Below are 26,013 nucleotides of genomic sequence, written 5' to 3' on the forward strand. Positions count from 1 at the left end.
CGTGTCGCGCCGTGCCAATGTCGTCACGCGCCGATGTCGGGTCTGTACGGACCCGCGTCGGCGCGGCGACCCTTTGACGGAGCAGGAAGGCCTGCCGGCGGGTCGGCCGGGAAGGCTTGTGGGGACGTCCTGTCAGGAAGGCCTGCGGGCCTCGGACCGAAGTGGGAGGGCACGCCGATGACGGCGACAGCCGCGGAGGAATGGAAGCACTGGAGCGACGGCCGGGCAGCCGCCGTGAGTTCACCGCACGGACCGCTGGCGCTCACCGGCACGCACTGGCTGGAGCCCGAGCCCACCGAGATCCCCGGCCTGCCCGGCCGTTGGTGGGTCGACGCGGAGGGCGTCCGGCTCCGGGCGGCGGCGGGCGACGGCATCACCGTCGCCGGCACCACGGCCCCGGTCGACGGCGAGGCCCTGCTCCGCCCGGACACCGACCCGGCCGCCGACACCGCCTCGCGGGGCGAGCTGCTCCTCGTCCCGATCGAGCGCGAGGGCGAGCTGGCCCTTCGGGTCTTCGACCCGGACGCACCGGGCCGGGCGGCCTTCGCCGGGATCTCCGCGTACCCCTACTCGCCGGAGTGGGCCGTCCCGGCGATCTTCACCCCGTTCGGGAGCGGCGACGACCAGGCCGTCGTGGTGGCGAACGCGGACGGCAAGGAGCGCCCGCTGGCCGTCACCGGCCGGATCGCCTTCACCGTCGCCGGCGAGCACCGCACTCTCACGGTCAGCCGCGCGGGCAACGGCCTCAGCGGCGTGATCGCCGACGCGAGCAGCGGGACGGACACCTACCGCTTCCGGTTCATCACCCTGCCCGCCCCCGACGCGGACGGCCACACGGTGGTCGACTTCAACCGCGCGTACCTGCCGCCGTGCGCCTTCGCCGACCACTTCATCTGCCCGTTCCCGCCGCCGGGCAACCGGCTGGACTTCGCGGTCGAGGCGGGGGAGAAGCAGGTCCTCACGCGCTAGCGCGGGGGCGTCGGCGCCCGCCGGGCCGCCGCGGGTCAAGGGACCTGGCGGGTGGCGGGTCAGGGGTGTCTGTGGGCCCGCCGCCCCGGGGCGATAAGCACTGCCGCGGCTGCCGGTTATGGACGCTGGTCATGCCGGACGGAGGCCTGCAGCCGGTGCCCCGGTGGTGGACCGGTCTGCGGGCGGAGTGAGTATGGGGCACTGTGTCGACCAATCATCCTGCCAATTCCACGGCCGCCCCCGGGGCGCCGGAACCCGGCGCAGCACCGTCCGAACCGTCCGACGCCCCGGCGCCGGCCGCCGTCTCCCCGTCCGCGCTCCCGGACGGCCCGCTCCCCTGGCACCGCAGACTGGCGCGCGGGGCCTTCGCCGACCTCAGCCCGCTGCGCGACAACGCCGACTACCGGCGGGTCTGGTTCGGCCAGGCGGTCTCCTCCATCGGTCAGCAGATGACCGCCGTCGCCGTCTCGGTCCAGGTCTACGACCTCACCGGCTCCAGCTTCGCCACCGGCCTGGTCGGCCTCTTCTCGCTCTTCCCGCTGATCGCCTTCGGCCTCTACGGCGGCGCGATCGCCGACACCGCGGACCGCCGCCGCCTCGGCCTGATCGGCTCCGCCGGCCTCGCCGCCGTCTCCGCCGTCCTGGCCGCCCAGGCCATCGCGGGCCTCGGCCTGGTCGCCGTCCTCTACGTCGCCGTGGCCGCCCAGGCCGGCTTCTTCGCGCTCAGCTCGCCCGCCCGCTCGGCGATGATCCCGCGCCTCGTCCCGGCCCACCAGCTCCCCGCGGCGAACGCCCTGAACACCGTCAGCATGAACCTCGGCCTCACCGTCGGCCCCATGCTCGGTGGCGTCCTGATCGGCACCTACGGCGCCCAGGCCGCGTACCTCGTCGACACCGTCGCCTTCGGCGCCACCCTCTACGCGATGTGGCGCCTGCCCACCATGCTCCCGCTCGGCGAGCGCAAGGGCCGCGCCTCCGTCCTCGACGGCCTGCGCTTCCTCCGCGAGCAGCCCAACCTGCGCACCAGCTTCCTCGCCGACCTCGCCGCCATGATCTTCGGCATGCCGCGCGCCCTCTTCCCGGCCATCGCGGTCACCTTCTACGCCGGCGACGCCCGCACCGTCGGCCTGCTGGTCTCCGCCCCCGCCGTCGGCGCCCTGGCCGGCGCCCTTTTCTCCGGCTGGGTCGGCAAGGTCAACCGCCAGGGCGCCGCCGTCCTTGCCGCCGTCGCCGCCTGGGGCCTGGCCATCGCAGCCTTCGGCCTGATCCACAATCTCTGGCTCGGCCTCTTCTTCCTCGCCGTCGCCGGCTGCGCGGACACCGTCAGCATGATCTTCCGCAACACGATGATGCAGGTCGCAGCCCCCGACGAGATGCGCGGCCGCCTGCAGGGCATCTTCATCGTGGTCGTCGCCGGCGGCCCCCGCCTGGGCGACTTCGAATCCGGCGCGGTCGCCTCCCTCACCAGCCCCGCCACCTCCGTCGTCAGCGGCGGCCTGGCCTGCGTCGCCGCCATCCTCCTCCTCGCCGCCCGCCGCCCCGCCTTCCTCCGCTACGACGCCCGCAACCCCACCCCCTGACCCCCACCACCCCGCCACCCCGATACCTGGCAGCGAGCACCCCCCGACGTGCTGTATTGTTTTCCACGTCGCCGGGACACCGGCAACAAGGTCGAGAAGCCCCACCGCAGAGCCCCCCAGGCTCCGCCGAAGGCGCCGAGACCACGGGACGTGGCGCAGCTTGGTAGCGCACTTGACTGGGGGTCAAGGGGTCGCAGGTTCAAATCCTGTCGTCCCGACTGTGAAGTCGGTTGTGAGGGCGGGTACTTGGGAAGCCAGGTGCCCGTTCTTTTGCTGTGGTGGTCGCAGTGTGGTCGCGGGCGCTCGTTCGCGTCATTCCAGGGGGCGCATTCAGGGGCGTGGAGCGCTTGGACGTAATCGATTTGCGACTTTTGTCCGTTCGATTGTGGTGACTGAGTGTAGTTCTTCGCTGAGTGGGCTTCTGCCCCATGTCGAAGCAGGCATGGGTTCCCGGAAGTGGGCATGCCTGTGGAGCCCGCGGCGTCAGGTGTGGTGGTGGCTCCGGGGCTGAGCGGGTGTCAGTGATGGACCGGCGGTTCCGGCCGTTTAGCTGGTCCTTGCCGCGTCCTGGGCGGCCCGGTGGACCGGGGTGGCTGTAGCCGCGCAGCTCTCAGGCCGCGTGACTGAAGAGCGGGTTCGGCAAGGGGCTGGCGAGGGCGTCGGCGCCGCAGTGGGCGCGGGACTCGGCGAGGTGGAGCCTGGTTTCGATGGTGTGGACCGCGGCCATGGCGACGTCCCAGGTCAGGTGGCTGTAGATGTTCGCGGTGGTCGACAGGGTGGAGTGCCGCAGGGTCTTGGAGATGACGGCCATGGGCACGTTGCCCTCCAGGGCGAGGGTGGCGGCGAGGTGGCGCAGGTCGTGGATGGTGACGTGGGGCAGTGCGGCCTGTTCGCGCAGTTCGTGGAAGCGCCGGCGGACGGCGGCGGGGTGGAGGGGCTTGCCGTCGGTGTCCTGGAAGACGTGGCCGTTGACGGTGGCGGTGCTGCGGTCCATGGCGCGCTGGAGGGCGGCGGCGACGCGCTCGGACAGGGGCACCCAGTTGCGGCTCTTCTTCGTCTTGGGTGCGGTCAGGACGAGTTCGTGGTTGTCGACCGCGGACAGGGTGTGGCGGATGTACATGACGCGGTCGTCCAGCCGGACGCACGGGCGCTGGAGGCCGAGTGCCTCGCCCTTGCGCAGTCCGGTGCCGATGATGACCTCGAAGAGGTCCGCGAAGGCGGGGTCGACGTCGCGGCAGTGGGCGAGGAAGGTGACGGCCTGTTCCGCGGTCCAGGGGGCGCGTTCGGCGGCCTGGGGCCGGCGCATGGGCAGGGGCTGGGCGGCGTTGAACGGCAGGCGGTGGGTGCGCACGGCGGAGCCCAGGGCGCTGGAGAGCGTGGCGAGGCAGTGGTAGACGGCCTGGCGTCCGCGGCCGACTTCGAGTTGCTGGTGGGTGTAGGCGGCGATGTGGTCGTGGGCGAGTTCCTCCAGGCGCATCTTGCCGAAGACGGGTATCAACTCGCAGAGCACGTAGGTGCGGTAGCGGGCGTAGGTGGTGGGCTTGAGGAGGAACTCCATGCCCTTGAGCCACTTGGTGAGGTAGGTGGCGACCGTCTCGTGGGGGTCGGCGTCGAAGCCCAGCTGTCGGCCTTCGAGGAAGCGTCGCAGTGCCGTTTCGGCGTGCCACTCGTCCTCGAACCCGCCGCGCCGTATGGTGCGCCTGCGGCTGTTGAGGGAGGGGATGTCGACGGCGAACGTCCATGTGCCGTGCTTCTCCTCGGCCAGGCGTGGGCACTTCGCGCCGAGCTGACGTCGGGTGGCATCGCGGCACCCGCAGCGGCGGTAGACCCGGCCCGGTCGTCCTGACGTGCGCACTCTGTGTACCTCCTGTGGCTGTGACTTCTTGATCGGTTCACGGAGGCTACCTGCGCCGAGATTGGATGATCGTCTGCGACCACCATGCGATCACCAATGCGGAAATGGGGCTCTGACCTGCGGTTCACGGTGAGGATCCGCTGGGCGCGCCAATGCACGGGTGGGTTGCCGTGGTACCCATCATGGTCGATGTGGGCACGCGGAAACTGCCACCCTGCATGACTACCCGGAGCCCTGTTCTGGAGGTTCGTCCGGGCGCAGGGGAGTGTTTCCTGCCCCCCGGTGCGGCTACGCAGTGTGAACGGCCAGTCGGGTTGGCCGGCCGTGCGCGGCCTTGGGCTGAAGCGGGCGGGCCGCCGAGGTCGGGGTGCCCTGATCCGCGATGGGTGGTTGCGGCAGGCGATTCAGATGAGCCGGTTGCGGTGGGCGGCTGCGGCTTCGCGAACGAGGTGGGCGAAGTCGTTGCGGCCGCGGTCGTGCTGCTGCCCGTCCTGTTCGTCGTCGTCCCGGTCCTCGTCATCGCCGAAGTCGTCTTCGTCGTCGAGTTCGTCGTATTCGTCGTGGAGGAGCCAGCAGCCGTGGATGCCGGCGAGGAGGTCTTCGAGGAGGTCGGGGGCGGGGCGTTTGGGGTCGAGGGGGGTCAGGCGCAGGCCGGTGTCCTCGGGGTCGGTGTCGGGGCCGGTGTGCTGGGCGAGGGTGTCGTCGATGTCTTCGAGTTGTTCGCGCAGGCCGGCGGGGTCGGGGAGGAGGCCGTCGGCGATGTGGAGGGCGTGGCGTACGAGGCCGGTGACGGCGTCGTACGGGGAGGTGCCGGATTCGAGGAGTTCGAGGACGTGGGTGGGGGTTTCGTGGGGGAGGGCTTCGATGTTGTCGGCTTCGAAGAGCACAGCGGTGGGGGAGTGGCCGGTGGCTTCGACGGTGACCTCGGCGGCGGCTGCGAGCCAGTGGGCTGCGGCGATGGCCGCGGCGGTGGGGTCGATGTCGGTGAACAGCGCTGCGGGGCCGAAGGGGTTCTGTTCGAGGAGGTGGTCGGCGGCGGCGACCTGGACGGGGGAGGCGCCTTCGCGGCTGAGGAGGACGGCCTGGCGGGCGCGGCCGGTGAGGTCGCCGAGTTCGGCGTTCTCCACGGCGGCGAGCTCGGTACCGACGTCGCCCGCGCCGCAGGCGACGGCAGCCTCCCGGCCGCTGCGATGGCCGCCATTTCCGACGCCGAGCGGCTCGCGGACGCAGCCGCCTGCTACCCCGACATGCTCGACGACGACACCTTCGCCTGGCTCACCAATGCCGTCTTTGAGGTTCTGGTCCAACTTCTGTGGTGTGACTACTCCGTGTGACCGTTGCGCTCGTCGGACGCCTCCCGAGATCGTCTGGAAACGGCCGGTGGCGGCGGCGTTCGGGCGGATGGTTCTGGGCTGTGCGCGAGGTACTGCTCCGGCTGGAAGAGCTGCTCTTCCTGTCGGCTCCGGAGATCAGGGTGGTGTCGGTGCAGGACGACGGCGAGGTGGTCCGCGTCGGTGTCAGATCCCGTACAACCAAGGCGTGCTGCCCGGGCTGCGGGAGCTGGTCGGAGCGGGTGCATGGTTCCTACCTGCGGTTTCCCGCCGATCTTCCCGTGGCAGGACGGCGGGTGGTACTGCGGCTTCGGGTCCGGCGCTTCACGTGCGACGCCGCCTCATGCGAGCGGCGGACGTTCGTCGAGCAGGTCACGGGCCTGACCCGCCGACACAGCCAGCGGACCGAACGAATGCGGTCGGCGCTGGCCGAGGTCGGCCTCGCCCTGGCCGGCCGCGCCGGTGCCCGGCTGGCCGACGTCTTCGGGGCGAGAGCCAGCCGGAACACGGTCCTGCGACTGGTCGATGCGCTCCCGGAGCCGCAGCCGCGGACCCCGCGGGTGGTCGGCGTCGACGAGTACGCGATGCGCAAGGGACGTGTCTACGGGACCGTCCTGGTCGACGTCGAGACCCGCCGACCAGTTGACCTGCTGCCGGATCGCGAGGCGGCCACGGTCGCGGCCTGGCTGGCCGAACGCCCGGGGATCGAGGTCGTCTGCCGTGACCGCGCTCCGTTCTTCGCCGAAGGCGCCAGCACCGGGGCACCCACCGCCGTCCAGGTTGCCGACCGTTTCCACCTCTGGCGCAACCTCGGCGAAGCCGCCGAACGGTGCATCTCCCGCCATCGTTCCTGCCTGCGCGCGACCACCGCCGAGGCGGCCCCGCAGAAGGCAGAGGCCCAAACACTGGCGGACGGCGGCTCGCCATGGCCCACCGGACACCGCTTCGCCGACCGCACCCGCACCAAGCACGCCACCGTCCACGCGCTGCTGGCCGCCGGCCACAGCCGGCGCTCGATCCAACGCCAGCTCGGCATGACCTACCGCACCGTCCAGCGGCTGGCGGACGCCGCGAGGCCGGAAGACCTGTTCCAGGGACAGTGGCAGAACCGCAGGACCAAGCTCGACGACTTCAAGCCGTACCTGAACGACCGGTGGGCCGAGGGCTGCACGAACGCCTGGACCCTCTGGGAAGAGATCAAGACGCACGGCTACCACGGCGGCTACGGCGCCGTCCGCGCCTACCTCCAGCCGTTCCGCACCACACCGACCGCACCGGCCGCCCGACCACCATCGCCGCGGACCGTCGCCGGGTGGATCCTGACCCACCCCGACGCCCTGCCGGAGAACGAGCGACTCAAGCTGAAGTCAGTGCTCGCGCACTGCCCTGAACTGGACGCGCTCACCGGTCACGTCCGCACGTTCGGGAGGATGATCACCGAACTGCAGGGCGACCGGCTCCCACAGTGGATCAAGGCGGTCCGCGCCGACGACCTGCCCAGCCTCCATACCTTCGCCAACGGCCTCGAACGCGATCTCGCCGCCGTCACCGCGGGCCTGACACTGCCGTGGAGCTCCGGCGTCGTCGAAGGCCACGTCAACCGGATCAAAATGATCAAGCGCCAGATGTACGGTCGGGCTGGCTTCGGCCTCCTGCGGAAACGAGTCCTGCTGGCATCCTGACCAGACAGTCATGAGCTCTGCTGGAGTCGCTCTGTAGCCTGAGCAGGGGTGTCGTAGTAGCCAGGCCGTGCCAGCAGGACCGAGCTGAAGTAGTAGCCCTGCTCTTCCTCTGGCTCGTCGTCGGCTGCGAACGGGCGCCAGAAGCTCAGGAGCAGATCAGAGGCGACGAAAGACGCTGGATCGTCGGGGTCTGCCTCGATCGAGGTGTGCTCGCCCATGCGTTGCACCAGCTCGCGGGCCGGTATCGCGAACACGTCCAGGCCCCGGAAGACGACTCGGTCTGTCTGAGTCGACGGCCTCCCGAGCTCGATGGCTTCGAGCATGTCTCGCGTGCAGTGGATGCTGATCATCAGTCCACTGGGACGGAAGATGTGCTGCCCCGGCCGGTCGGACGTCGAGACTGCGGACACATCGCGGAGCGAGTCCAGTGCCACGTTGGCCGATTGCCGATTCATGCCGATCCGCAACGGACCAAGGCCGTTTGGTGGGTCGAGGTCGAAGTCCATGCAGGCATGATCCCAAACAGGTCTGTCAACGAGCCGCGAAGGGCCTCCAGCCCCCAGAGGTTACAGAGCGTGACTGCTTCACAGAAGTTGGACCAGAACCGTCTTTGAGGAAGAATCCCTCCGGCGTGATGCCCTGCTCCCGGTCCCAGCGGCGGTCACCCTGCCGGACTGGGCAGCACAGACCCTTCTCGAACTCCTCCAGCCGGACACGGCAGAGGCCCCGGACGAGGAGGCTCGCTCCGGCGATTCGGAGCTCGCCGATCCTCGGCCGGGCACGAATGCCTGACGCGAGCAGTACCGGCTGGCTCACGCCGCCTGTCCGAACCGGCGACCGGTGACGGGATCGGCCGGGCTCGCCACGGAGGCGTCCGCCCGGTCGAGGGAGGAAGCGAGTGCCGTGACGGCTTCGTCGGCCGAGTCCTTGAGGAGGTGGCCGTAGAGGTTGATGGTGACGGCGATAGTGGAGTGGCGCAGGGTCTTGGAGACCACGGCGACGGGGATGTCCTCGGCGATCATGATGCTGGCGGCGGTGTGGCGCAGGTCGTGCAGCCCGATCCGGGGAAGCCCGAGTTCGGCGGTGCGCTTGCGGAGCTGGTCGAGGACCCACTGGGGCCGCAGCGGCGTTCCGCCCGGGCGGCCGAAGACCAGCCCCTCCAGCCGGCCGTCCGGATGGGCGTTCATCTGGATCGCGGCCTGGCGGTGGAGGGCGGCCATGACTCTGGGGGAGAGGCTGATCCAGGCCCTACTGGCTTCGGTCTTGGGCTCCCCGAGGTGGATCTTCCCGTTGTCGATGGCGGCGAGGGTCCAGCGGACGTAGAGCTTGCGGTCCATGAGGTGGACGTCGGACCAGTGCAGGGCGAGGATCTCGCCGCGGCGCATGCCGGTGCCGAGCATGACCTCGAACAGATCCGTGAGCTGATCGGCATACTGCTCGGCGCCGTGGCGCAGGAACGTGGCCGCCTGGTCCGGGGTCCAGCAGGTGCGCTCGGCGGCGCGGGGCTTCGGCGGGACGGAGTGCTTGGCGGGGTTGTAGCGCAGCCGCCAAGAGCGCACTGCGGCGTTGAGCGCGTTGCGCAGGGTGGCGACGGCACGATAGACGGTGACGCGCCCCCGCTTCGCCTCCAGCTGGGCGGTGACCCAGTCGTCGATGTGCTTCGGACGCAGATCCAGGAGCCGGTAGCGGCCGAACGCCGGAATCAGGTCACGCTCGACACACGCCTTGTACCCGGCGTATGTGTTCGGCGCGAGCACCGGCTTCCTTGTCGCGAGCCACTCGCGCAGGAAGCTGGCGACGGTGGTGCGACGGTTCTCGTAGACGCCGCGCAGCTCGCCATCCAGAACCGCAGCCATCTCACGCGCGGCCTCGGCACGACTCGCGAATCCACCCCGGCGGCGGACACGACGCCGACCGTCCTCCCGCGAAAGGTCGACGGCGTACGTCCACCTCCCGTGTTTCGCGTCCCCGGCCAGCCGCAGACACCACGGGCCCAGCTGCCTCCCGCTCTCGTCCCGACACCCACACCGCCGGTACACCCGACCACGCTGCGCACGCTGTCCCATGGGCTTCTCCTTCTCGGACTCGGTGATCCCGGGTCCAAGATTCGCTCTGCGGCCGGGCGTGTCGGCAGAGCGCGCGGGACGGTGCGCGAGGCACGTCAAAACCAGTCGGGCAGGACACGCTCAAGGCAACACACCGCCTGGAAGATCGCCATCCGCAGGCGATGGGTAGTCGACCTTGATTCGGCTGCAGCGAACGCGGTGGCCGGCGGCGCGGCGCGGTAGACGGCAGTGCGCTGGCGCCGGTGGTTGCTGATGGCCCGCCAGATTGCGGTCCGCTTCCCTGCAGACAAAGGCCGCGTGCCTACCCTGCGATGTTGCCAGCTGTGCACCATGCGGATCGTGGCCCAAGTGCGCTCTCGATTCCCGGGCTGGTCGGTCGGCAGCAATCACTGGTTGGGTCGTGGTGAGGTTCCGGAGCGCGACCAGGGCCACGGGTAGGGAGACGGCGGCGAGGGCTGTGAAGGGGTTCGAAACGGCGGGCGACGAGGAGGGGAAGGCGTAGCACGAGCCGGCTGCGGCCCGGGCGGCTCGCCCCAAGGGCGCAACCCCGGGTGCGCCTTCAGCCGCGTTGCGTATCCAATGGGCGGTGAGCGGCGGTTTCGCCGCGACCGTCCCCGGGAGTGCCATGAGTACGTCGCGCGAGCCGCCTCCGTCCGGGCCACCCGATGGGCCGCCTACCGGCGGTGGATCGCCCTCGGTGTTCTGCTGATTCTCGCCCTGGTGCTCGCGCTGTGGAGCTACCCGACGGTGCTGACCGTTCTGCTGCTGGTGCTCATCCTGCTCGCGGTACTCGCCGTAAGGCCCGAATAGGCCAAGGGAGAGTGGCCGGGGTGGCCACCGCGACCGGGCGCAAGTCACTGCGGAGAAGTCTGGTTGAGGGGCGAGCCTGCGCTGAGAAGCCCAGGTCGAATCCCAGCCGACGGCCGACGGCAGGGGCCCTGTTTGGCCATTCCGATCGCAGCCCTGCGTCGGCGAGTGGCTCTGTGGAGAGCCGCACACAAACATCACCGGTGCTCGCGCCACTGGTGGGACGGAGGCCGAAATGGCGCAGACATCGTGGAGTGAGTACCGGCCGGGGCAGCGGTTCCCTGGGGTGGTGGGCCGGACGACCGAGGAGTCGAGTCCGGCGTGGCCGCGACCGGTGCGGGCGGCGGCGGGTGCGCCGAACGTGCTGTTCATCGTTTTCGACGACACCGGGTTCGGCCAGTTCGGCTGCTACGGCAGTCCGATCGAGACGCCGAATCTGGACGCGCTGGCCGCGGGCGGTCTGCTGTACAGCAACATGCACACCACGGCGCTGTGCTCGCCGTCGCGCTCGTGCATCATGACGGGCCGCAACCACCACGCCAACGGCATGGCGGCGATCACGGAGCTGGCCACCGGCTATCCGGGCTACAACGGGCAGATCCCGTTCGAGAACGGGTTCCTGTCGGAGATGCTGCTGCAGCGCGGCTACAACACGTACATGGTCGGCAAGTGGCACCTGATGCCCTCGGAGCAGGAGTCGGCGGCGGGCCCGTACGACCGGTGGCCGCTGGGGCGGGGCTTCGAGCGGTTCTACGGGTTCCTGGGCGGGGATTCCAGCCAGTGGTACCCGGACCTGGTCTACGACAACCACCAGGTGGAGCCGCCGGCCACGCCGGAGGAGGGCTACCACCTGACGGAGGACCTGGTCGAGCGGGCGATGTCGTTCATCGCCGACGCCAAGCAGGTCGCCCCGGACAAGCCGTTCTTCCTGAACCTGTGCCCCGGCGCCACCCATGCCCCGCACCATGTGCCCGAGGAGTGGGCGGACCGCTACCGGGGCCGGTTCGACGACGGCTGGGAGGCCTACCGCGAGCGGACCTTCGCCCGGCAGAAGGAGCTCGGCGTGGTGCCGGCGGACGCGCAGCTGTCGCCGCACGATCCGGACGTGCCCGCGTGGGAGTCGCTCACGCCCGACGCGCGGCGGCTGGCCGCGCGGATGATGGAGGTCTACGCCGGGTTCCTCTCCCATGCCGACCATCACCTCGGGCGGTTGGTGGAGTTCCTGAAGGAGACCGGCGAGTTCGACAACACGCTGATCATGGTGGTTTCCGACAATGGGGCGAGCGCCGAGGGCGGGGTGACCGGCACCACCAATGAGCTGCAGTTCTTCAACAACGCGCCCGAGTCGCTGGAGGAGAGCCTGGCGCGGATCGAGGAGATCGGCGGCCCGGCCACGTTCAACCACTACCCGTGGGGCTGGACGTGGGCGGGCAATACACCGTTCAGGCGGTGGAAGCGGGAGACCTATCGGGGCGGCGTCAGCGACCCGTTCCTCGTCCACTGGCCCGCCGGCATCCAGGCCCGCGGTGAGGTCCGCAGCCAGTTCGCGCACATCATCGACATGGTCCCCACCGTTCTCGACGTGCTTGGGGTCGAACCGCCCGCGACCATTCGGGGTGTCACCCAGTCGCCCCTGCACGGAGTCAGCTTCGCCCACACCTTCGACGATGCCGGTGCGGCGACCCGTCACCGTACCCAGTACTACGAGATGCTCGGGCACCGGGCGATCGACCACGACGGGTGGCGGGCGGTCTGCCCCTGGCCCGGCCCCTCCTTCGAGGAGGCCGAGCGGCCCTTCGGCACCCCGATCACGATGGCCGACCTCGACGACCTCGACGCCCACCACTGGGAGCTCTACCACGTCGACGAGGACATCGCCGAGACCAGGAACCTCGCCCAGGAACACCGCAGCAAACTGATCGAGATGATCGCCCTGTGGTACGTGGAGGCGGGCAGGTACAACGTGATGCCGATCGACGGCAGCGTCCTACAGCGCATCATGACCGAGCGCCCGCAGATCACCGAGGCCCGCACCAGCTACACCTTCCGTCCCGGCACGCAGACCCTGCCGGCCGCGGTCGCGCCCCGGGTCCTCAACCGCCCGCACAGCGTCACCGCCGACGTCGAGATCCCGCCCGGCGGCGCGCAGGGCGTCCTGCTCTGCCAGGGCACCAACGCCGGCGGCTGGTCCCTCTACGTCAAGGACGGCCACCTCCACTACGCCCACAACTACGTCCAGCGGACCCTGCACCACGTGGTCTCCAGCGAGAGCGTGCCCGAGGGGCGACACACGCTGCGCTTCGAGTTCGAGCCCACCGGCGCCCCGGACATCGCGCAAGGCAAGGGCGCACCCGGCCGGGCCCAGCTGTACATCGACGGGCGCCTCGTCGGCGAGAGCGACATGCCGGTCACCACCCCGATCGCCTTCAACCCCGGCGGCATGGCCTGCGGAGCCAACCCCGGTTCGGCCGTCACCCCCGACTACCAGGCGCCGTTCCGCTTCACCGGCGCCCTCCACAGCGTCACCGTCGACCTGTCGGGCGACCTGATCGTCGACGCCGAGAGCGAGATGCGCATGCACATGGCCCGCCAGTAGGCGACCCGCCGGCTGGGCCTGCCGATGGTCATACGACGCAGCAGCAGGCCCAGCCGGATGTCGGCTTGCTGTCCCGTCGCCAGTTCGGGGTGGGCCGGGTGCGGGAGTTCGCACGGCGCTGGCCGAAACAGCAGGAGCTCACCGCGCCGCGTATCGACCACGGCAAGAGGACTCGCCGCGAGCGCGCCACGGGCCCTGATGCCGCAGGTGCACGTCCTTGTCGAGTCCGTCGTCGGTGCCAGGGTCCTTGTCGTCGAGTTCGCCGACCGCACCCGAGGGCCTGGCTCGGTTCCTGTGGTCGCGCCCTCCACCAGCGGCGCATCGATCGTGGTAGTCAACGTTCATGCCGATGGAACCCCCCAGCGATACGGGCAAGCCGTCCCTGTTCCGACGGCTGCGACGGGTGATCCGCCGTTCGCCGGCCGGGCGCGGCTGGGCGCGGGGCGGCGATCTGCAGCTGTCACAGCGGGCGCTGGGCTTCGCGGCGCTCGGGTTCCTCACGCTGGTTCCGCTGCTGATCGTGGTCTCCGCAGCCGATCCGGATCGCGGGCGGGGATTCGCGCAGTGGCTGGGGGATGGGCTCGGCGTGTCGCTGGCTTCCAGACAGGAGGTCGAGCAGCTCTTCGGGCGGCCCGGCCAGGCGTTCCGGACGACGACGGCCTTCGGCCTCGCCGCCCTGGCGGTGTTCGGCCTGTCGTTCGGCGCCGCGGTGCAGAGCGGCTACGAGAAGGCCTGGAACCTGCCGCCGGCCCGCTGGTGGGCCCGGTGGCGGCACGTACTGTGGCTCGCCGTCCTCATCGGATTCCTCTTCGTGTCCGCCACCAGCACGCTCTGGCGCCGGTCCCCGGTCGGCGGTCTCGCGGCGGCGCTGAGCGCGGTCCTGTTCGTCTGGTGGTCGCAATGGCTGCTGCTCGGCGGGCGGGTGCGCTGGCGTGCCCTGCTTCCGGGAGCCGTGCTGACCGTAGTCGGACTGCTCGGCCTGCGGCTCTTCTCTCGGCTCGTCTTCTCGCCGCTGATCGCCTCCAACACGGTCACCTACGGCCCGTTCGGGACCGTCCTGGTCATCCAGTCATGGCTGGTCGGCGTGGGAGTCATCGTCTTCGGCGGCGCACTGATCGGCCGACTACTCCACGAGGAACTCCCACGCGTGACACGCGCACTGAAACGGCAAAAGTGAGATCCGACTCGCCATTGTGGCCATTCTGTGAGGGGCCACTCTTTGCCTGCCGGCACGGAAGGGTGGCAGTCCGGCGGCCCGTCTTGACCGTGATCAAGAAGTAAGCGTGTCGCCGCCAGCCGGGCCAACCGATGACGCTGCCCCGAACACGGCGTGTCGCGCCGTCAGGCGAGGTGGCTCTCAATCCTGCTGGCTCCAGACCGGTGGCGCTTACTCCCTTTGCCCAAGGCGGCTCTGAAACGACCTGCCCAATACCGACCTGGCGGCAACTGCGCCCTGTGGTGAAATGGCGACCACCGCAGACAGGAAACGAATCTGCATCGCTACCCCGTTACTGCGGCTGAGGCTTTCGGCAGGGGCCCCGCCGTGGCTGGCATCGACGCTCACAACGACATTAGGAAGCTGCGGGGCGACCAGGGGAGCATGGGTCGGGTGGAATCGCTCGGCAGGGGAGAGGCAGTCACGTCGCTCATCAGGTGGGCGATTTGGTCAGTATCAAGGGGGCGAGGTCCTCGACTACTGGCTCCGCGCTGATCGTCGTCCGCGTGGGTCGCCTCCGGGTAGGTGGGTAAGTCGCGCCTCTGGCTTAGGGGACGGTCCGGGGACGGCCCGCTGGGCCCCGGGGACGCTGCGGGGACGGGAAACGTGGAGTACCGTGGAAGGAGACGGGCTCCAGTCGCTGCCGAACTCGGGCATTGCGCACCAAAATGGATGCCAGTGGGCCCGCATATATGACGGTAGAACATATCTTCGTAACTGGGGGTCAAGGGGTCGCAGGTTCAAATCCTGTCGTCCCGACGTTAAAGTCGCAGTTCAAAGGGCCTGGAAGCCTAGAGCTTCCAGGCCCTTTCTTGTTGCCCGGGGACGCTCCGGGGACGCGATGACCATCGCCAGTACGTCTACACAGGTCAACGCCGGTCTACGGTCGTCCACGTGGGTGGCCCGGACGCTGTGGGGTGGAGTCCAGGCATGTCGGTGCTCTGCCATCGACGGGGCTCGGAAGCGGCCGGACGATCAACGGGAGTGCACCGGCTGACGCAACGTCGCTTCTGCGATCCGGGCAGAGGAACGGCCGGGGGCCGGCAGCATGTGGCCAGCTGGTTCACGCAGGGGTGCGGCGGGGGAGGAAGCCCAAGGGCGGGCGACATCAGGGGGCGCCGATGATGTTCGGGTATTCGGACGAGTGGTTGGTTCTGCTGTTCATCCCGGTAGTGCTGTGGGTGCCGTTCGGGCCCTTCGTTATGGCTGCCATGGGGACGTGGTGCGCCCGTCGGCCCGGCTGGCGGGCACGGCTGTGGTCGGTGCTGCTGCCGGCGCTGCCGGTGGGCGTGTTGGCGGTCGACACGGTCCTGCCCACGGACACCTGGAACGAGCCGACCTGGTGGGACCACTTCCTCGGCTACCTCGCCGGGTATGTCGGGGGCATCACGGTGCTGCCCTGGCTGCTCGGCTACGGCATCACGCGTGCGATGCGCACCCTGCGCGCCCACCGGAGCCGGGTCGCGGACCCTGCAACCGGTGGGTAATGGATTTCCGCTGCTGCTCTCGGTGCCGTATGGTCGGTGTTTCCGACGCGGGGTGGAGCAGCTCGGTAGCTCGCTGGGCTCATAACCCAGAGGTCGCAGGTTCAAATCCTGTCCCCGCTACCAAGAAGGCCGGGTTCCGACGCACACTGTGCGTCGGACCCGGCCTTGTTCGTTGGGCAGTTGGCGATGATGCCGAGCTAATCGGTGCTACGCCCTACGCCGATGCTTGGCGATCAGGTCGGCCACGGCCTCGGCGGAGGCCTGTTGCTGATCGGGGAGCAGGGAGACGTAGATGTGTTCGGTGAGGACGCGGTTCGAGCGGGGCCACCAGGCGCCGTCGAAGACACCGTCCCGCGACATCGTCGGCTCCAGTTCCAGCCGCGGCAGCAGCGGGATGCCGGGAACCGACCACGGCCCGGAAGCGGAAGAGGTGGGGAATGGAATCGGCATCATGCGGCGCCGCCCGTCCGGTCCACGAGGGACCCATCACGACCCAGGGTGAGTCGGCGCTGATGCCGGTGTGTGGAATGTCCTCGGTTGTCTCCCACGCTACTCCGCAGTGGTCTCCTCCAGGCCGTCCGCCACAGGAGTAGGGTCGTGAATATCCAGGGCACCCGTATTCCGGCACCCGTTGCGGCTTCGTCCTGCGGGTAAGGGCAGCCCCGGCGGGCAGTCGGAGACGGGAGCGGTGAACACCGTGACCACCCACTCCTCGCAGTCGGTACGGCCCGGCCACGGCTACCTGGTGGTTCCCGGCCTGCTCGCCGTCGCGCCGACTCCGTGAAGTCGTGGGTGCTCCCTGCTGTTCGGTGAGAACCGGCCGGACCGACTGGGACCAGGACCCGGACCAGGACATGACGAAGGCCCGGACCGCCGTGCGGTCCGGGCCTTCGACTTCCCTACTGGGCAAAGGCGGAGGATGCGTCCCCAACGCGCCTTCCGCCGCACGCCGGCACGGTGTCCCACCGTCCCGCTCGGCGCGCTCCGCCTGCGTGGTGCGCGGCACAGCCGGCCGAGCGCCGGGGGGCCGGGGTCAGAGTTTGAACATCGCGGTGTACGGGTGGGTGATGCGTTCCTGTCGTGATCCGAAGTCGACGAGTACCGCGATGTCGTCGTCACCTTCGACGCCGATGACCCGACCGAGGCCGTACCTGTCATGGGTGACCCGGTCGCCGACGGCGAAGTGCTTGCGTGGTGCCTCCGCCCGGGGCTTGAAGGGGCTGGTGGGCAAGGGGCGGCGACCTGCTGAAGATTTCGTCATTCCGGCCAGTATGCGCCTGGAGACGCGGGCGCGGGCCTTTTCCGCGCATGCGGGTTCGAGTCGGGCCGGAATGCGTGCCCGCCGTCCGGTGCGCCCCCTGAATGATGCCGGTGGGTGGTGCGGTGGGTCGCCTTCGCAAGGCTGTCGCCGCTAGGGCAGGTGTTCCGCACCACGTAAATCGCCCGCCCGGGGCAGCCGCCGGCCACGGCGGGGGTGTGCGGGCCGCCGGACTCCCAAGAAGCTTGCTCTCCAGGCGTGTTCACGGTCCTCTCGGCTCGGAGCCGGCCTCCCTCGGGGAAGGTGCCCGCAGAACCGGGGGTGAAAGATCCCGCCGCAGCGGGCCGTGGCCTGCTACAGTCGACTTAGTTGCAGTAGTGGTTCCCATGAACTTTGTGTGCGCCTGCTGATGTTTCGCAGGCGCATTTTCTGTTCCCCGGCTCTTACCCGGTGGGCGCTCCATACGGTGACTCGAAGCCCGCGCTGTGCGTGCTTCGGACAGTCCCTTGAAGGAGATTCTTTAATGGCTAATGGCACTGTGAAGTGGTTCAACTCGGAGAAGGGCTTCGGCTTCATCGAGCAGGAGGGTGGCGGCCCCGACGTCTTCGCCCACTACTCGAACATCAACGCCAACGGCTTCCGTGAGCTGCTTGAGGGCCAGAAGGTCGAGTTCGACGTCACGCAGGGCCAGAAGGGCCCGCAGGCCGAGAACATTCGCCCGCTGTAGTTCTTCTGCCACGGCACCTGCCCAGCAGCGAGGGGCCCGCACCGCGCACATGCCCGGTGCGGGCCCCTCGGCCGTCGTGCCACGGCGCATCCTCCCGGCCGTTCAGGCCCTGGCTCCGCCACCGGCGGCCATTCCCACGCGAGACGCACAGCGCCGCGTCCGGATCGGCGCCCTGCCGTGTCAGCTCACGGTTCGAGGTTCTCTGCTCCCGCTCCCGCGGTGAGCGCCGACCGTGGGTGACGTGCCGCACGGTTCCACCGTCCACACCCCGCCCGTCAGACGTCAGGCCCGTTCCCTTGCGGTCTCCGCCGGGCGCCCCGCGCCACGGAGCCTTCCTCGCGACGTGCCGCCCCGAGGAAGGCATCCCGCATGGCCCGCTCCAGTCGCTCCTCGCACCACAACGCCGACGTCCGCTCCGGGGCCGGCTCCCGCTCCGGTGGCGGATCCTTCTACGGCGACCGGCCCGCCGGAAGCCGACGCCCCGCCGGCCGGAGCACCTCTCGGGGTCCCTCCGCGTCGGGAGAGTTCGCGATGCCGGTGAGCGCCACCCCGGCACTGCCGGCCGTCGAGTCCTTCGATGAGCTGGACATGCCGAAGGCGCTGCTGTCGGTCCTGACCCGCCAAGGCGTCGTCGCGCCGTTCCCGATCCAGGCCGCAACGCTGCCGAACTCGCTGGCCGGCCGCGACGTCCTCGGACGAGGCCGGACCGGCTCCGGCAAGACCATCGCGTTCGGCCTCGCCGTGCTGGCCCGCACCGTCGGGCAGCGGGCCGAGCCGTGCTACCCGCTGGCCGTGGTGCTGGTCCCCACCCGCGAGCTCGCGCAGCAGGTCACCGAGGCTCTCACCCCCTACGCCCGCGCCGTACGCCTGCGGATGGCGACCGTGGTGGGCGGGACGTCGATCAGCCGCCAGGCATGGATGCTGAACCGCGGGGCGGAGGTCGTGGTGGCCACCCCGGGCCGGCTGAACGACCTGATCCGGCGCGGCGACTGCCGGCTGGACCGGGTCGGCATCACGGTGCTCGACGAGGCCGACCAGATGGCCGACATGGGCTTCCTGCCGCAGGTCACCGAGCTCCTCGAACTGGTCGCCGAAGGCGGCCAGACGATGCTGTTCTCCGCCACCCTGGACCGCAACGTCGACCGCCTGGTGCGGCGCTTCCTCAAGGACCCGGTCACGCACTCGGTGGACCCGTCCGCGGGAGCGGTCAGCACCATGGAACACCACGTGCTGCACGTGCAGGGCTTCGACAAGAACGCCACGATCGCCCACATCGCGTCCCGCGACGGCAGGGTGATCATGTTCACCGACACCAAGCACGGAGCGGACCGCCTGGTGGAGGACCTGCTCGCGAACGGAGTGAAGGCCGCGGCCCTGCACGGCGGCAAGTCCCAGCCCGAGCGCACCCGCACCCTGGGACAGTTCCGCACCGGTCAGGTGACCGCACTGATCGCGACCAACGTCGCGGCCCGGGGCATCCACGTCGACGGGCTCGACCTGGTCGTCAACCTGGACCCGCCGGGCGACCACAAGGACTACCTGCACCGGGGCGGGCGCACGGCCCGGGCCGGTGAGTCCGGCACCGTCGTCACCCTCGTCCTGCCCAACCAGCGACGCGCGACGGCCCGCATGATGACTACGGCCGGTATCACCCCCGTCACCACCAGGGTCCTCGCCGGTGACGAGGACCTGGCCCGTATCACCGGCGCCCGGGTGCCCACCGGCATCCCCGCCGTGATCGCCGACCCCGTCGTCGAGCGGCCGCGCCGCGGCCCGTCCACGAGTCGCGGCGGCCGCGGCCGCCCTGCCTACACCGCCGGCGACACCCGGGCCGCCTCCGGCCGCGACGACCGGGGCTCCTCCGGGCGCCGCCGGACTCCCGGACGCGCCGCTCCCGCCGCGTAGTCGAACCATGAGGTGGTGACGAGGATGCCGTGTCCGGCGTCCTCGTCGTGCATGACGTCGCTTGGTGTGGATGGTGAAGACGCCGGAGCCGGTGGGATCGGTCGGGGTGGCGATGGGCTGTCCCGCGGCTCTCGCAGGGTCAGGGCCACAGGAGTTGGACGGGATGGGTCCTGACCTGCGCGATCCGGCCGGAGAACGCCGGCCGCCGGTCATCCCATGGTGAACAGGAAGCTGGCGGAGTGGTAGTAGTTGGGCAGCTGGACGAGGGGTGATCCGACGCGCGGTGGGTCGGCCTCGGGCCAGTTGCAGGGGCCGAGCAGGTGAGAGGCGTAGTCGCTCGACGGGACCGGGGGGACGAACCACAGGCGGACGGCGCCGGTTCTGGCGTCCGGTTCGAACCGCCAGAGCTGCTGGGCGCGTTGTGTGCCGGATCGGCAGCTTCGGAGGACGACTGCGACCGTGTTCCCGCCGGCGGTGGTGCCGTCCAGGCACATGCCCGTCTCCACGTTGCGGAGCTGGTAGACGTCCTGGTCGGCGGCCAGGCGCTCCCAGCGCTGGGAAGCCTGGCCGGTGCACTTCTGGAGCTGGAGTGGGCTGCCGGCGCTCAGGTCGACGATGCCGACGCAGAGCCCCGAGCTCCGGTTGAGGAGCGGGAGGCCGACGGGAACGGTCGGTGGTGGTGCCACGACCACGGTTGGTGGTGGGGTCGACGGGGTGGGGGAGGGGGCGGCCGTGGCTGATGTGTTCGACTTGCTGTGGGACGGGGAGGTCGAGGCCGGCACCGTCGACTCTGTGGGCGACGGGGCGGGGGAAGGCGAGTCCGACGGCGAGCCCGGGACGGTCGTCGCCCGCGTGCTCGGGGGACTGGTCGGGGGTGTCGACTCCGTGGGGCCGGGGAGCGGGACGGCAGTGGCGGTCACGGGAGGATGTGCCCCCGCCGGGGTCGTGGTCGTGAAGGACGTGCCGGCGATGAGCAGCGCCGCCACTGCGCACGTCCCCGCGGCGGTGAAGGCCGCCAGTGCGCGTCGCCCGCCGAGGCGGCCGCCGGCGTGCGGCGGCCACGCTCGGGTGCGGGGAGTGGGGCGTGGTGCGACCGTCGGCGTCGGCCGGGTGTCGGCCGCGACCGCCGGCAGGGCCGGCGGCGACGGCGACGACGGCTCTCCCGTCCAGAGCAGCAGTCCCCGGAGCAGGACCGGGCGCTGCCACAGGTCGATGGCGGCCAGTACCGCTCGGGCGTGACCGCAGTTGTCGCACTGTGCGAGGTGGCGATCGAGGTGCGCCGTGTCATCGGTGGCGCCGTGCCGGACGAACTCCCCCAGGGCGGCGACCAGATGGCGGCACGAACGATGCGGGACCCGCGAGGCGTACACCTGCAGGTAGGCGTCGTAGAGGATCTGCCTGCCTGGTGCGTCCGGTTCCGGTGGAGGCGTCGACGGATTGCCGATCGGCTCCCCGAGACAGTGCCACAGCGCCGCCTGCCGATGCTCCGGCAGGTTGAGGAACGCGCGCAGCAGGTACGAGTCCGCTTCCGCCGAGGCAACCGCCGCGCGAGCCGACGGGTCGGCGGGATCCGGCCGCGGCAGCGTGCCGAGCCAGGCGGCGAAGCCGTCGCTCAGCCTCGCTTCGCGTCCGGTGTCGGCCCAGTCGGCGGCGGCTCTCCTCACCTCGGCCAGCAGGTACGGTCGCCAGCTCGCCGTCGGTCCGGCGCCGGTGCGGACAGCCGCCAGGGTCCGCTCGAAGGCCTCGTCCGCGAGCTCCTCTGCAGCTCGGTCCTCCGCGGCACGGTCCTCCGCGCAGAACAGTCCGGCGTAGGCCACCACCGACTCCCGGTGACGGTGCGCCGTGTCGGCGAGTGTCGTCAGGTCTGGTTCGTGTCCCGCTCGGATCGCACGTGCCAGTTCGGCATCCGCGGCCAGGTCGGTCGCCGAATCCGGCATCGTCTCTTCTCCTCTGTGCGCCCCGATGGGGGTGTGTGTTCGAACGGCCGCCGTGCGGTGCGGCGGCGGGCGCGAACGTCGCGGGCCGCACGGGAGCGCCCCGGCATGCGATGTCGCGGAAGCGGGCGCCGGGCCTTCCGGGGTGGCTCTTCTACTCGCCGGTAGAGGATGTTGGCCGGAAGGAACTTCCCGCGTCAAGGCCCGTCCGGTGAAGGTGATGGGAAGTCGGATATTGCAAGACAATGCGTCAACAACACCGAACAAGAAGGGAGATGGAACGATCAGGTTGCGACGGTCCGGTGTCCGGGAAGTCCTCGGCGGGGTGGCGCGACCTGCGGGGATGGCGGGGATCCGCGTCGGCGCGGGTGCCGCTCCGCACCCGCAGGCGGTCTGATCGCGCCGACCGTTCCGGGCCTTGTGACGAACGATCTCGCGACTTTCGAAGAAGGTTTCTGTTATTGCCGCCCGTCCCGTCGGATCTCTTGAGTGTCGGAAGGCCCGGACCCGTCCCGCCAGCAGGGGGACCCCGGGCCCTCGCACGAGGAAAGGACCGTGATGGGACACCGGAGCAGCGAGCTTCGTCGTCGCAGGCAGAAGCGCTCGACCCGCAGGACGGCACTGATCGGCCTCGCGGTCGCGGCCGGCCTGGTCGCGGGCGCACTGGGAATCCAGACCGTGGTGGACGCGCCCTCCCACAACTCCGCCGTGGCGTCGGCGGACGTCCTCGGGGCGGGCCAGATGGTCGGCCTGGTCACCGACGACGAAGGGGAGACCGGCTCCGCGGAGAGCGGCACCCAGGCGCCGGCCCCGAAGCGTGACAGCAAGGCGACACCGCTCAAGGAGATACCCAAGGAGCAGCCCGAGCGCGGTCTCGTCTACACCGGCCTGAGCCTGCCCAGCGACGACCGCTGCGCCGGACAGCTGCAGGTCAGCGGTGGTTCGCTCTGCAGCCACGGCCCCGATGCGCCTCCGCAGGGCATCGACATCCACAAGGACGTCGCCCCGGTGGCCGCGGCCGTCGCCCAGCCGGCCGCGCTGACCCCGGCCGCCAACGCCCAGCCGCCGGCCGCCGCCGACCTGCTGGCGGGTGGCTCGCCCGTGCTGGACGCCGGTAGCAAGGCGCTGCTCGGCGAAGCGGCAGGCGCCCCGCAGCAGAACGCGGCCGGCGGCACGCCCGCGGGTGGCCCGACCGTCGTCTGTGACGGTGACGGCACCAGCGGGAACCGCGTCCAGGTGGTGTACGTCCACGCCCCGGGCAACGACCGCTTCGCCCAGTACCTGGCCTCCTTCAAGAAGTGGGCCGCGGACGTCGACGTCATCTACAACGCCAGCGCCCAGGAGACCGGCGGAGAGCGGCACGTCCGCTTCGTCACCGAGTCCGACTGCACCGCCTCGGTGCTGAACGTCCAGGTCTCCAGCACCGAGATCAAGGACTTCAACTCGCAGAACAACGCGCTCGCCAAGCAGGGGTTCAACCGCAAGGACCGCAAGTACATGATGTTCACCGACGCCCAGGTGTACTGCGGCATCGGTACCTTCGCGGGTGACGAGCGTCCCGGCCAGGACAACCAGAGCAACTTCGGCCCCTCGTACGGCCGTAGCGACTCGGGCTGCTGGGACGGCGCCACCGCCGCGCACGAGCTCGGCCACAACCTCGGCGCCGTCAACGACAGCGCGCCGAACTCCAGCAAGGCCGGCCACTGCGTCGACGAGTGGGACCTGATGTGCTACTCGGACGCCCCGAACTACCCGCAGATGAAGACCGTCTGCCCGGACAACAAGCATGACGACCGGCTCGACTGCCGCCACGACGACTACTACAACACCAACCCGGCTCCCGGCAGTTACCTGACCACGCACTGGAACGTCGCCAACAACCGGTTCCTGATCGCGGGCGGCGGCACCGGCCCGACCCCGACGCCGACGCCGACCCCGACCAAGACCGCCGGCCCGTCGCCCACCGCGACCAAGACCGCCACCGCGTCGCCCACCGCGTCGCCCACCGCGACCGCCACGCCCACCAGGACGACCACGCCGTCCCCGACCGCGACGGCCACCGGGTCCTCCTCCCCGACCGCCACGCCGTCCCCGACCGCGACGGCCACCGGGACCTCTTCCCCGACCGCCACGCCGACCCCGACCGCCACCTCCACCACCGGCTCCACCGGCCCCGACGTGACGGTCAGCCAGGTGACCCAGAGCTCGGCCGTGCTGAGCTGGCCGGCCGCCAACGGTGCCAGCGGCTACGACGTCCTGCTGAACGGCCAGTCCGTGGGCACCGTCCGCGCCACCGTGGTCGGCCTGGTCCGGCTCGCTCCGGGTACCCAGTACAGCGTGGCCGTCGCCTACCGTGACGCCGCCGGCAAGGTCTCCAAGCCGGGCCGCACCGTCACCTTCAAGACCACCGCCGACTCCGGCAAGCCGCAGCCCGGCACCCGCTACACCCTGGTGAACGGTCTCACCGGCCAGGCCGCGGACCTCTGGGGCAGCTCGATGAACGACGGTACGGTGGCGATCGCCTACCAGCGCACCGGCTACGCCAACCAGAAGTGGACCTTCGAGGACGCCGGCTCCGGCACCGTGCGGATCAAGTCCGTGCGCTCCGACAAGTGCCTCCAGCTGGGCGGCAACGCGGTGGCGGGCCAGTACGTCGCCCAGCAGCCGTGCTCCGACGCGGACGCGCAGAAGTGGCAGGTGAACTCCTCCAACGGCGGCGTCACCCTCAGCGCCCGGGGCACCTCGCTGGTCCTCGGCATCAGCAACCGCTGGTACTACGGCGGCCGACTGCTGGAGCTCCAGCAGCCGAACGGTCAGGCCTACCAGAGCTGGTCCCTGCAGAAGGCCTCCTGACCCGGACAGGTCCGCCGGCGCCAGACAGGTCCGCCGGCCCCGGACAGGTCCGCCGGCGCCCGATAGGGTCCGCTGACCGCAGGTAGGACCGCCGGCCGGGGGCGGCCGCCGTGAATCCACGGCGGCCGCCCCCGGCCGTCCCACTCACCGCACGAGGAAGCACCGCCCATGCGCATACGTTCCATCGCCGCCGCCCTGGCCGTTGCCGGGGCGGCCGTTCTCGTACCCGCCGCCACCACCGCCTCCGCCCACGGCGACACCGTCCACCTGGAGATCACCGGGGTGGACAACGGGCACGTCACCACCGTCGCCAGCTTCGAGAACGACCGCGACCCGGTCGTCGAGGGGTTCGCCGGCTCGCTCGCCGCCACCTCCTCCGACGGGCGCACGGTGGGCCCCTGGCGTCTGGTCGCCCTCCCGGGCCACCCGGGCAGCTACACCACCCGGGAGATCCTGCCGAGCGGTCACTGGAAGATCACCGTCGACTGCGCCTTCCCCGACCTCGGCCACGGTGAGCGCGAGCTCGACGTGGCGGCCGCCGCCATCAGCGACCCGGTCGGCTCGATGCCCACCGCGGGTCCCAAGGTCGGGCCGCCCGCAGTCCCGTCCCCGGCCGTCACCCCCGGCACCGTCACCGGTCCGACGGTCCCCGCCGCCGCCCCCACCGGCGCCGGCACCGCCGACCCGACCACCTCCGGGGCCGCCACGGCCGGTCCCCCCACCTCCGGTCCCGCGACCGCCACGGCGACGTCCGACGTCCGGACGAAGGACGTCGCGGACGACGGCGACTCGACCGTCGCCACCTGGGCCGCCGTCGGTACGGCGGTCGTCGCCGTGGTGCTCGTCGTCCTCGGCTTCCGCCTCCGCCGCCGCAACGCCGCCCGCGGCTGATCCGACACCGCAGCCGGGCACATCCAGGAGGAACGGACCGGCGCCGACGTCCTCGCCGTGGGCGTCCCGCCCGGCCCGGGCCGCGCGGGTCTCAGCTCAGGACGAGGACCTGGCCGGGCAGGAGCAGGTCCGGGTCGGGCCCGATGGTGTCGGCATTGAGTGCGTGGAGGGCGGGCCAACCGCCGGGGGTGTCGAAGGCGTGGGCGATGCCGTCGAGGGTGTCGCCCGGCTGCACCGTCCAGGTGCCCGGACGGTCCGCGTCGCTGCCGCCGTCCTCCGCGGCCGAGGGCGCGTCTGCTGCGTCGGCACTGTGGGCACTGGGCGTGCGGGGCGCGGACGCGGCAGGGGCGTGCGGTCGTGGCTGCGCCGGGCGGTGGGCACGCGGGTGAGTACCGGCATGGGCGGCGGGGAGGCCGCTGCCGCCGGTGGCACGGGCTGCGCAGCCGGGCCACGGCGCGAGGCCGCGGCGTGCGGCGAGCTTCTCGGCCACCGCGATCTGCTGTTCACGGGTCGCCTGGTCCGCGCGGGGCGCGTAGGCGAGGCCGCCGTTGGCACGCCAGGTGGCCCCGTCGAACTGCAGTCCGCCGTAGTAGCCGTTGCCGCTGTTGACGTGCCAGCGTGCTCCGCTCTCGCAGCGGGCGAGTGCGTCCCAGTCGACGCCTGCCAGGACGCCGGTGGTGGCCGCAGCGGCCGGAGACCCGCCGGGGCCGCCGCCGCCGACGACGGCGGCGAGAGCGAGCAGCGCGAGCAGGAGACCGGCGAACAGGCGACGGGCAACGGACAGCGGTGACATGAAGGCTCCGCGGTTGGGGACGGGGACCGGGCGTCGAAATGCCCGGACCGGGCGTCGAAACGC

General features: G+C 70.9%; 20 protein-coding genes and 2 tRNA genes. 14 read left to right on the forward strand and 8 right to left on the reverse strand.

Annotated elements, in window-relative coordinates; all coding sequences use genetic code 11:
* The first annotated feature begins 177 nt into the window (after positions 1–177).
* The 3 genes from RMN57_RS28220 to RMN57_RS28230 all read left to right on the forward strand — a co-directional run bounded on the left by RMN57_RS28220 (position 178) and on the right by RMN57_RS28230 (position 2,767).
* On the forward strand, positions 178–969 hold the full coding sequence (locus RMN57_RS28220) for a DUF1684 domain-containing protein (RefSeq protein ID WP_313766094.1): 792 nt from the start codon (positions 178–180) through the stop codon (positions 967–969).
* Positions 970–1,172: 203 nt separating this feature from the next.
* Positions 1,173–2,549: an MFS transporter gene (locus tag RMN57_RS28225; protein ID WP_380236801.1), complete on the forward strand. Its 1,377-nt coding sequence runs from the start codon at positions 1,173–1,175 to the stop codon at positions 2,547–2,549.
* Positions 2,550–2,693: 144 nt separating this feature from the next.
* Positions 2,694–2,767, forward strand: a tRNA-Pro gene (locus RMN57_RS28230).
* Positions 2,768–3,159: 392 nt separating this feature from the next.
* On the opposite strand, the gene RMN57_RS28235 is transcribed toward RMN57_RS28230, so the two are convergent.
* Positions 3,160–4,404 carry a tyrosine-type recombinase/integrase gene (locus RMN57_RS28235; protein WP_313766095.1) on the reverse strand — a complete coding sequence of 415 codons (1,245 nt, stop codon included), beginning with the start codon at positions 4,402–4,404 and terminating at the stop codon, positions 3,160–3,162.
* 404 nt (positions 4,405–4,808) lie between these two features.
* Positions 4,809–5,531: a hypothetical protein gene (locus RMN57_RS28240; protein WP_313766096.1), complete on the reverse strand. Its 723-nt coding sequence runs from the start codon at positions 5,529–5,531 to the stop codon at positions 4,809–4,811.
* Between the two features lie 63 nt (positions 5,532–5,594).
* Between RMN57_RS28240 and RMN57_RS28245 the strand changes: the two genes are divergently transcribed.
* Together RMN57_RS28245 and RMN57_RS28250 are read left to right on the forward strand one after the other, a co-directional pair.
* Positions 5,595–5,738 (forward strand): hypothetical protein, encoded by a 144-nt coding sequence (locus RMN57_RS28245; protein WP_313766097.1) that lies wholly within the window; start codon positions 5,595–5,597, stop codon positions 5,736–5,738.
* 149 nt (positions 5,739–5,887) lie between these two features.
* Entirely contained in the window at positions 5,888–7,417 is a 1,530-nt protein-coding gene (locus tag RMN57_RS28250; RefSeq protein ID WP_313768000.1) for an ISL3 family transposase, read from the forward strand.
* Positions 7,418–7,425: 8 nt separating this feature from the next.
* Here the strand turns inward: RMN57_RS28250 and RMN57_RS28255 are convergent, their stop codons facing one another.
* Both RMN57_RS28255 and RMN57_RS28260 read right to left on the reverse strand, forming a co-directional pair.
* Positions 7,426–7,923, reverse strand: a complete 498-nt coding sequence (locus RMN57_RS28255) for a hypothetical protein (protein WP_313766098.1) — start codon at positions 7,921–7,923, stop codon at positions 7,426–7,428.
* 306 nt (positions 7,924–8,229) lie between these two features.
* Positions 8,230–9,273 carry a site-specific integrase gene (locus RMN57_RS28260; protein ID WP_313766099.1) on the reverse strand — a complete coding sequence of 348 codons (1,044 nt, stop codon included), beginning with the start codon at positions 9,271–9,273 and terminating at the stop codon, positions 8,230–8,232.
* A gap of 789 nt (positions 9,274–10,062) precedes the next feature.
* Between RMN57_RS28260 and RMN57_RS28265 the strand changes: the two genes are divergently transcribed.
* From RMN57_RS28265 to RMN57_RS28285, 5 genes are all read left to right on the forward strand, one after another.
* On the forward strand, positions 10,063–10,293 hold the full coding sequence (locus tag RMN57_RS28265; RefSeq protein WP_313766100.1) for a hypothetical protein: 231 nt from the start codon (positions 10,063–10,065) through the stop codon (positions 10,291–10,293).
* Positions 10,294–10,651: 358 nt separating this feature from the next.
* Complete coding sequence (locus tag RMN57_RS28270; RefSeq protein WP_313766101.1) at positions 10,652–12,886, forward strand: arylsulfatase; 2,235 nt, start codon at positions 10,652–10,654, stop codon at positions 12,884–12,886.
* 343 nt (positions 12,887–13,229) lie between these two features.
* Positions 13,230–14,063, forward strand: coding sequence for a YhjD/YihY/BrkB family envelope integrity protein (locus RMN57_RS28275; protein ID WP_313766102.1), 834 nt, complete (start codon positions 13,230–13,232; stop codon positions 14,061–14,063).
* A gap of 1,250 nt (positions 14,064–15,313) precedes the next feature.
* On the forward strand, positions 15,314–15,589 hold the full coding sequence (locus RMN57_RS28280) for a hypothetical protein (protein ID WP_313766103.1): 276 nt from the start codon (positions 15,314–15,316) through the stop codon (positions 15,587–15,589).
* Positions 15,590–15,635: 46 nt separating this feature from the next.
* Positions 15,636–15,712: transfer RNA gene (locus tag RMN57_RS28285), tRNA-Met, on the forward strand.
* An 84-nt stretch (positions 15,713–15,796) separates the two neighbouring features.
* On the opposite strand, the gene RMN57_RS28290 is transcribed toward RMN57_RS28285, so the two are convergent.
* Positions 15,797–16,042 carry a DUF5994 family protein gene (locus tag RMN57_RS28290; protein WP_313766104.1) on the reverse strand — a complete coding sequence of 82 codons (246 nt, stop codon included), beginning with the start codon at positions 16,040–16,042 and terminating at the stop codon, positions 15,797–15,799.
* 580 nt (positions 16,043–16,622) lie between these two features.
* A complete protein-coding gene (locus RMN57_RS28295) occupies positions 16,623–16,850 on the reverse strand; it encodes a hypothetical protein (protein WP_313766105.1) in 228 nt (75 codons plus the stop codon).
* Between the two features lie 520 nt (positions 16,851–17,370).
* Here RMN57_RS28295 and RMN57_RS28300 point away from each other — a divergent pair.
* A complete protein-coding gene (locus RMN57_RS28300) occupies positions 17,371–17,574 on the forward strand; it encodes a cold-shock protein (RefSeq protein WP_045694210.1) in 204 nt (67 codons plus the stop codon).
* A 369-nt stretch (positions 17,575–17,943) separates the two neighbouring features.
* Positions 17,944–19,479 (forward strand): DEAD/DEAH box helicase, encoded by a 1,536-nt coding sequence (locus tag RMN57_RS28305; protein ID WP_313766106.1) that lies wholly within the window; start codon positions 17,944–17,946, stop codon positions 19,477–19,479.
* Positions 19,480–19,688: 209 nt separating this feature from the next.
* On the opposite strand, the gene RMN57_RS28310 is transcribed toward RMN57_RS28305, so the two are convergent.
* Positions 19,689–21,416, reverse strand: a complete 1,728-nt coding sequence (locus RMN57_RS28310; protein ID WP_313766107.1) for an RICIN domain-containing protein — start codon at positions 21,414–21,416, stop codon at positions 19,689–19,691.
* A gap of 555 nt (positions 21,417–21,971) precedes the next feature.
* Between RMN57_RS28310 and RMN57_RS28315 the strand changes: the two genes are divergently transcribed.
* The gene (locus tag RMN57_RS28315; protein ID WP_313766108.1) at positions 21,972–24,266 is read left to right on the forward strand and encodes an RICIN domain-containing protein; all 2,295 of its coding nucleotides are present in this window, start codon (positions 21,972–21,974) and stop codon (positions 24,264–24,266) included.
* A 168-nt stretch (positions 24,267–24,434) separates the two neighbouring features.
* Positions 24,435–25,157, forward strand: a complete 723-nt coding sequence (locus RMN57_RS28320; RefSeq protein ID WP_313766109.1) for a hypothetical protein — start codon at positions 24,435–24,437, stop codon at positions 25,155–25,157.
* A gap of 91 nt (positions 25,158–25,248) precedes the next feature.
* Here RMN57_RS28320 and RMN57_RS28325 read toward each other — a convergent pair whose 3' ends face one another.
* A complete protein-coding gene (locus RMN57_RS28325; RefSeq protein WP_313766110.1) occupies positions 25,249–25,950 on the reverse strand; it encodes a transglycosylase family protein in 702 nt (233 codons plus the stop codon).
* Positions 25,951–26,013 lie beyond the last annotated feature (63 nt).

The organism is Kitasatospora sp. CM 4170 (assembly GCF_032110285.1).
Taxonomy (GTDB): Bacteria; Actinomycetota; Actinomycetes; order Streptomycetales; family Streptomycetaceae; genus Kitasatospora; species Kitasatospora aburaviensis.

What these genes read in the sequence shown, in the direction of transcription:
- RMN57_RS28275 (WP_313766102.1), top strand. Translation starts at nt 13,230, where the DNA reads ATGCCGATGGAACCCCCCAGCGATACGGGCAAGCCGTCCCTGTTCCGA.
- RMN57_RS28220 (WP_313766094.1), top strand. Translation starts at nt 178, where the DNA reads ATGACGGCGACAGCCGCGGAGGAATGGAAGCACTGGAGCGACGGCCGG.
- RMN57_RS28300 (WP_045694210.1), top strand. Translation starts at nt 17,371, where the DNA reads ATGGCTAATGGCACTGTGAAGTGGTTCAACTCGGAGAAGGGCTTCGGC.
- RMN57_RS28260 (WP_313766099.1), bottom strand. Translation starts at nt 9,273, where the DNA reads ATGGCTGCGGTTCTGGATGGCGAGCTGCGCGGCGTCTACGAGAACCGT.
- RMN57_RS28265 (WP_313766100.1), top strand. Translation starts at nt 10,063, where the DNA reads ATGGGCGGTGAGCGGCGGTTTCGCCGCGACCGTCCCCGGGAGTGCCAT.
- RMN57_RS28255 (WP_313766098.1), bottom strand. Translation starts at nt 7,923, where the DNA reads ATGGACTTCGACCTCGACCCACCAAACGGCCTTGGTCCGTTGCGGATC.
- RMN57_RS28320 (WP_313766109.1), top strand. Translation starts at nt 24,435, where the DNA reads ATGCGCATACGTTCCATCGCCGCCGCCCTGGCCGTTGCCGGGGCGGCC.
- RMN57_RS28290 (WP_313766104.1), bottom strand. Translation starts at nt 16,042, where the DNA reads ATGATGCCGATTCCATTCCCCACCTCTTCCGCTTCCGGGCCGTGGTCG.
- RMN57_RS28325 (WP_313766110.1), bottom strand. Translation starts at nt 25,950, where the DNA reads ATGTCACCGCTGTCCGTTGCCCGTCGCCTGTTCGCCGGTCTCCTGCTC.
- RMN57_RS28245 (WP_313766097.1), top strand. Translation starts at nt 5,595, where the DNA reads ATGGCCGCCATTTCCGACGCCGAGCGGCTCGCGGACGCAGCCGCCTGC.
- RMN57_RS28305 (WP_313766106.1), top strand. Translation starts at nt 17,944, where the DNA reads ATGGCCCGCTCCAGTCGCTCCTCGCACCACAACGCCGACGTCCGCTCC.
- RMN57_RS28315 (WP_313766108.1), top strand. Translation starts at nt 21,972, where the DNA reads ATGGGACACCGGAGCAGCGAGCTTCGTCGTCGCAGGCAGAAGCGCTCG.
- RMN57_RS28280 (WP_313766103.1), top strand. Translation starts at nt 15,314, where the DNA reads ATGGGGACGTGGTGCGCCCGTCGGCCCGGCTGGCGGGCACGGCTGTGG.
- RMN57_RS28310 (WP_313766107.1), bottom strand. Translation starts at nt 21,416, where the DNA reads ATGCCGGATTCGGCGACCGACCTGGCCGCGGATGCCGAACTGGCACGT.
- RMN57_RS28295 (WP_313766105.1), bottom strand. Translation starts at nt 16,850, where the DNA reads ATGACGAAATCTTCAGCAGGTCGCCGCCCCTTGCCCACCAGCCCCTTC.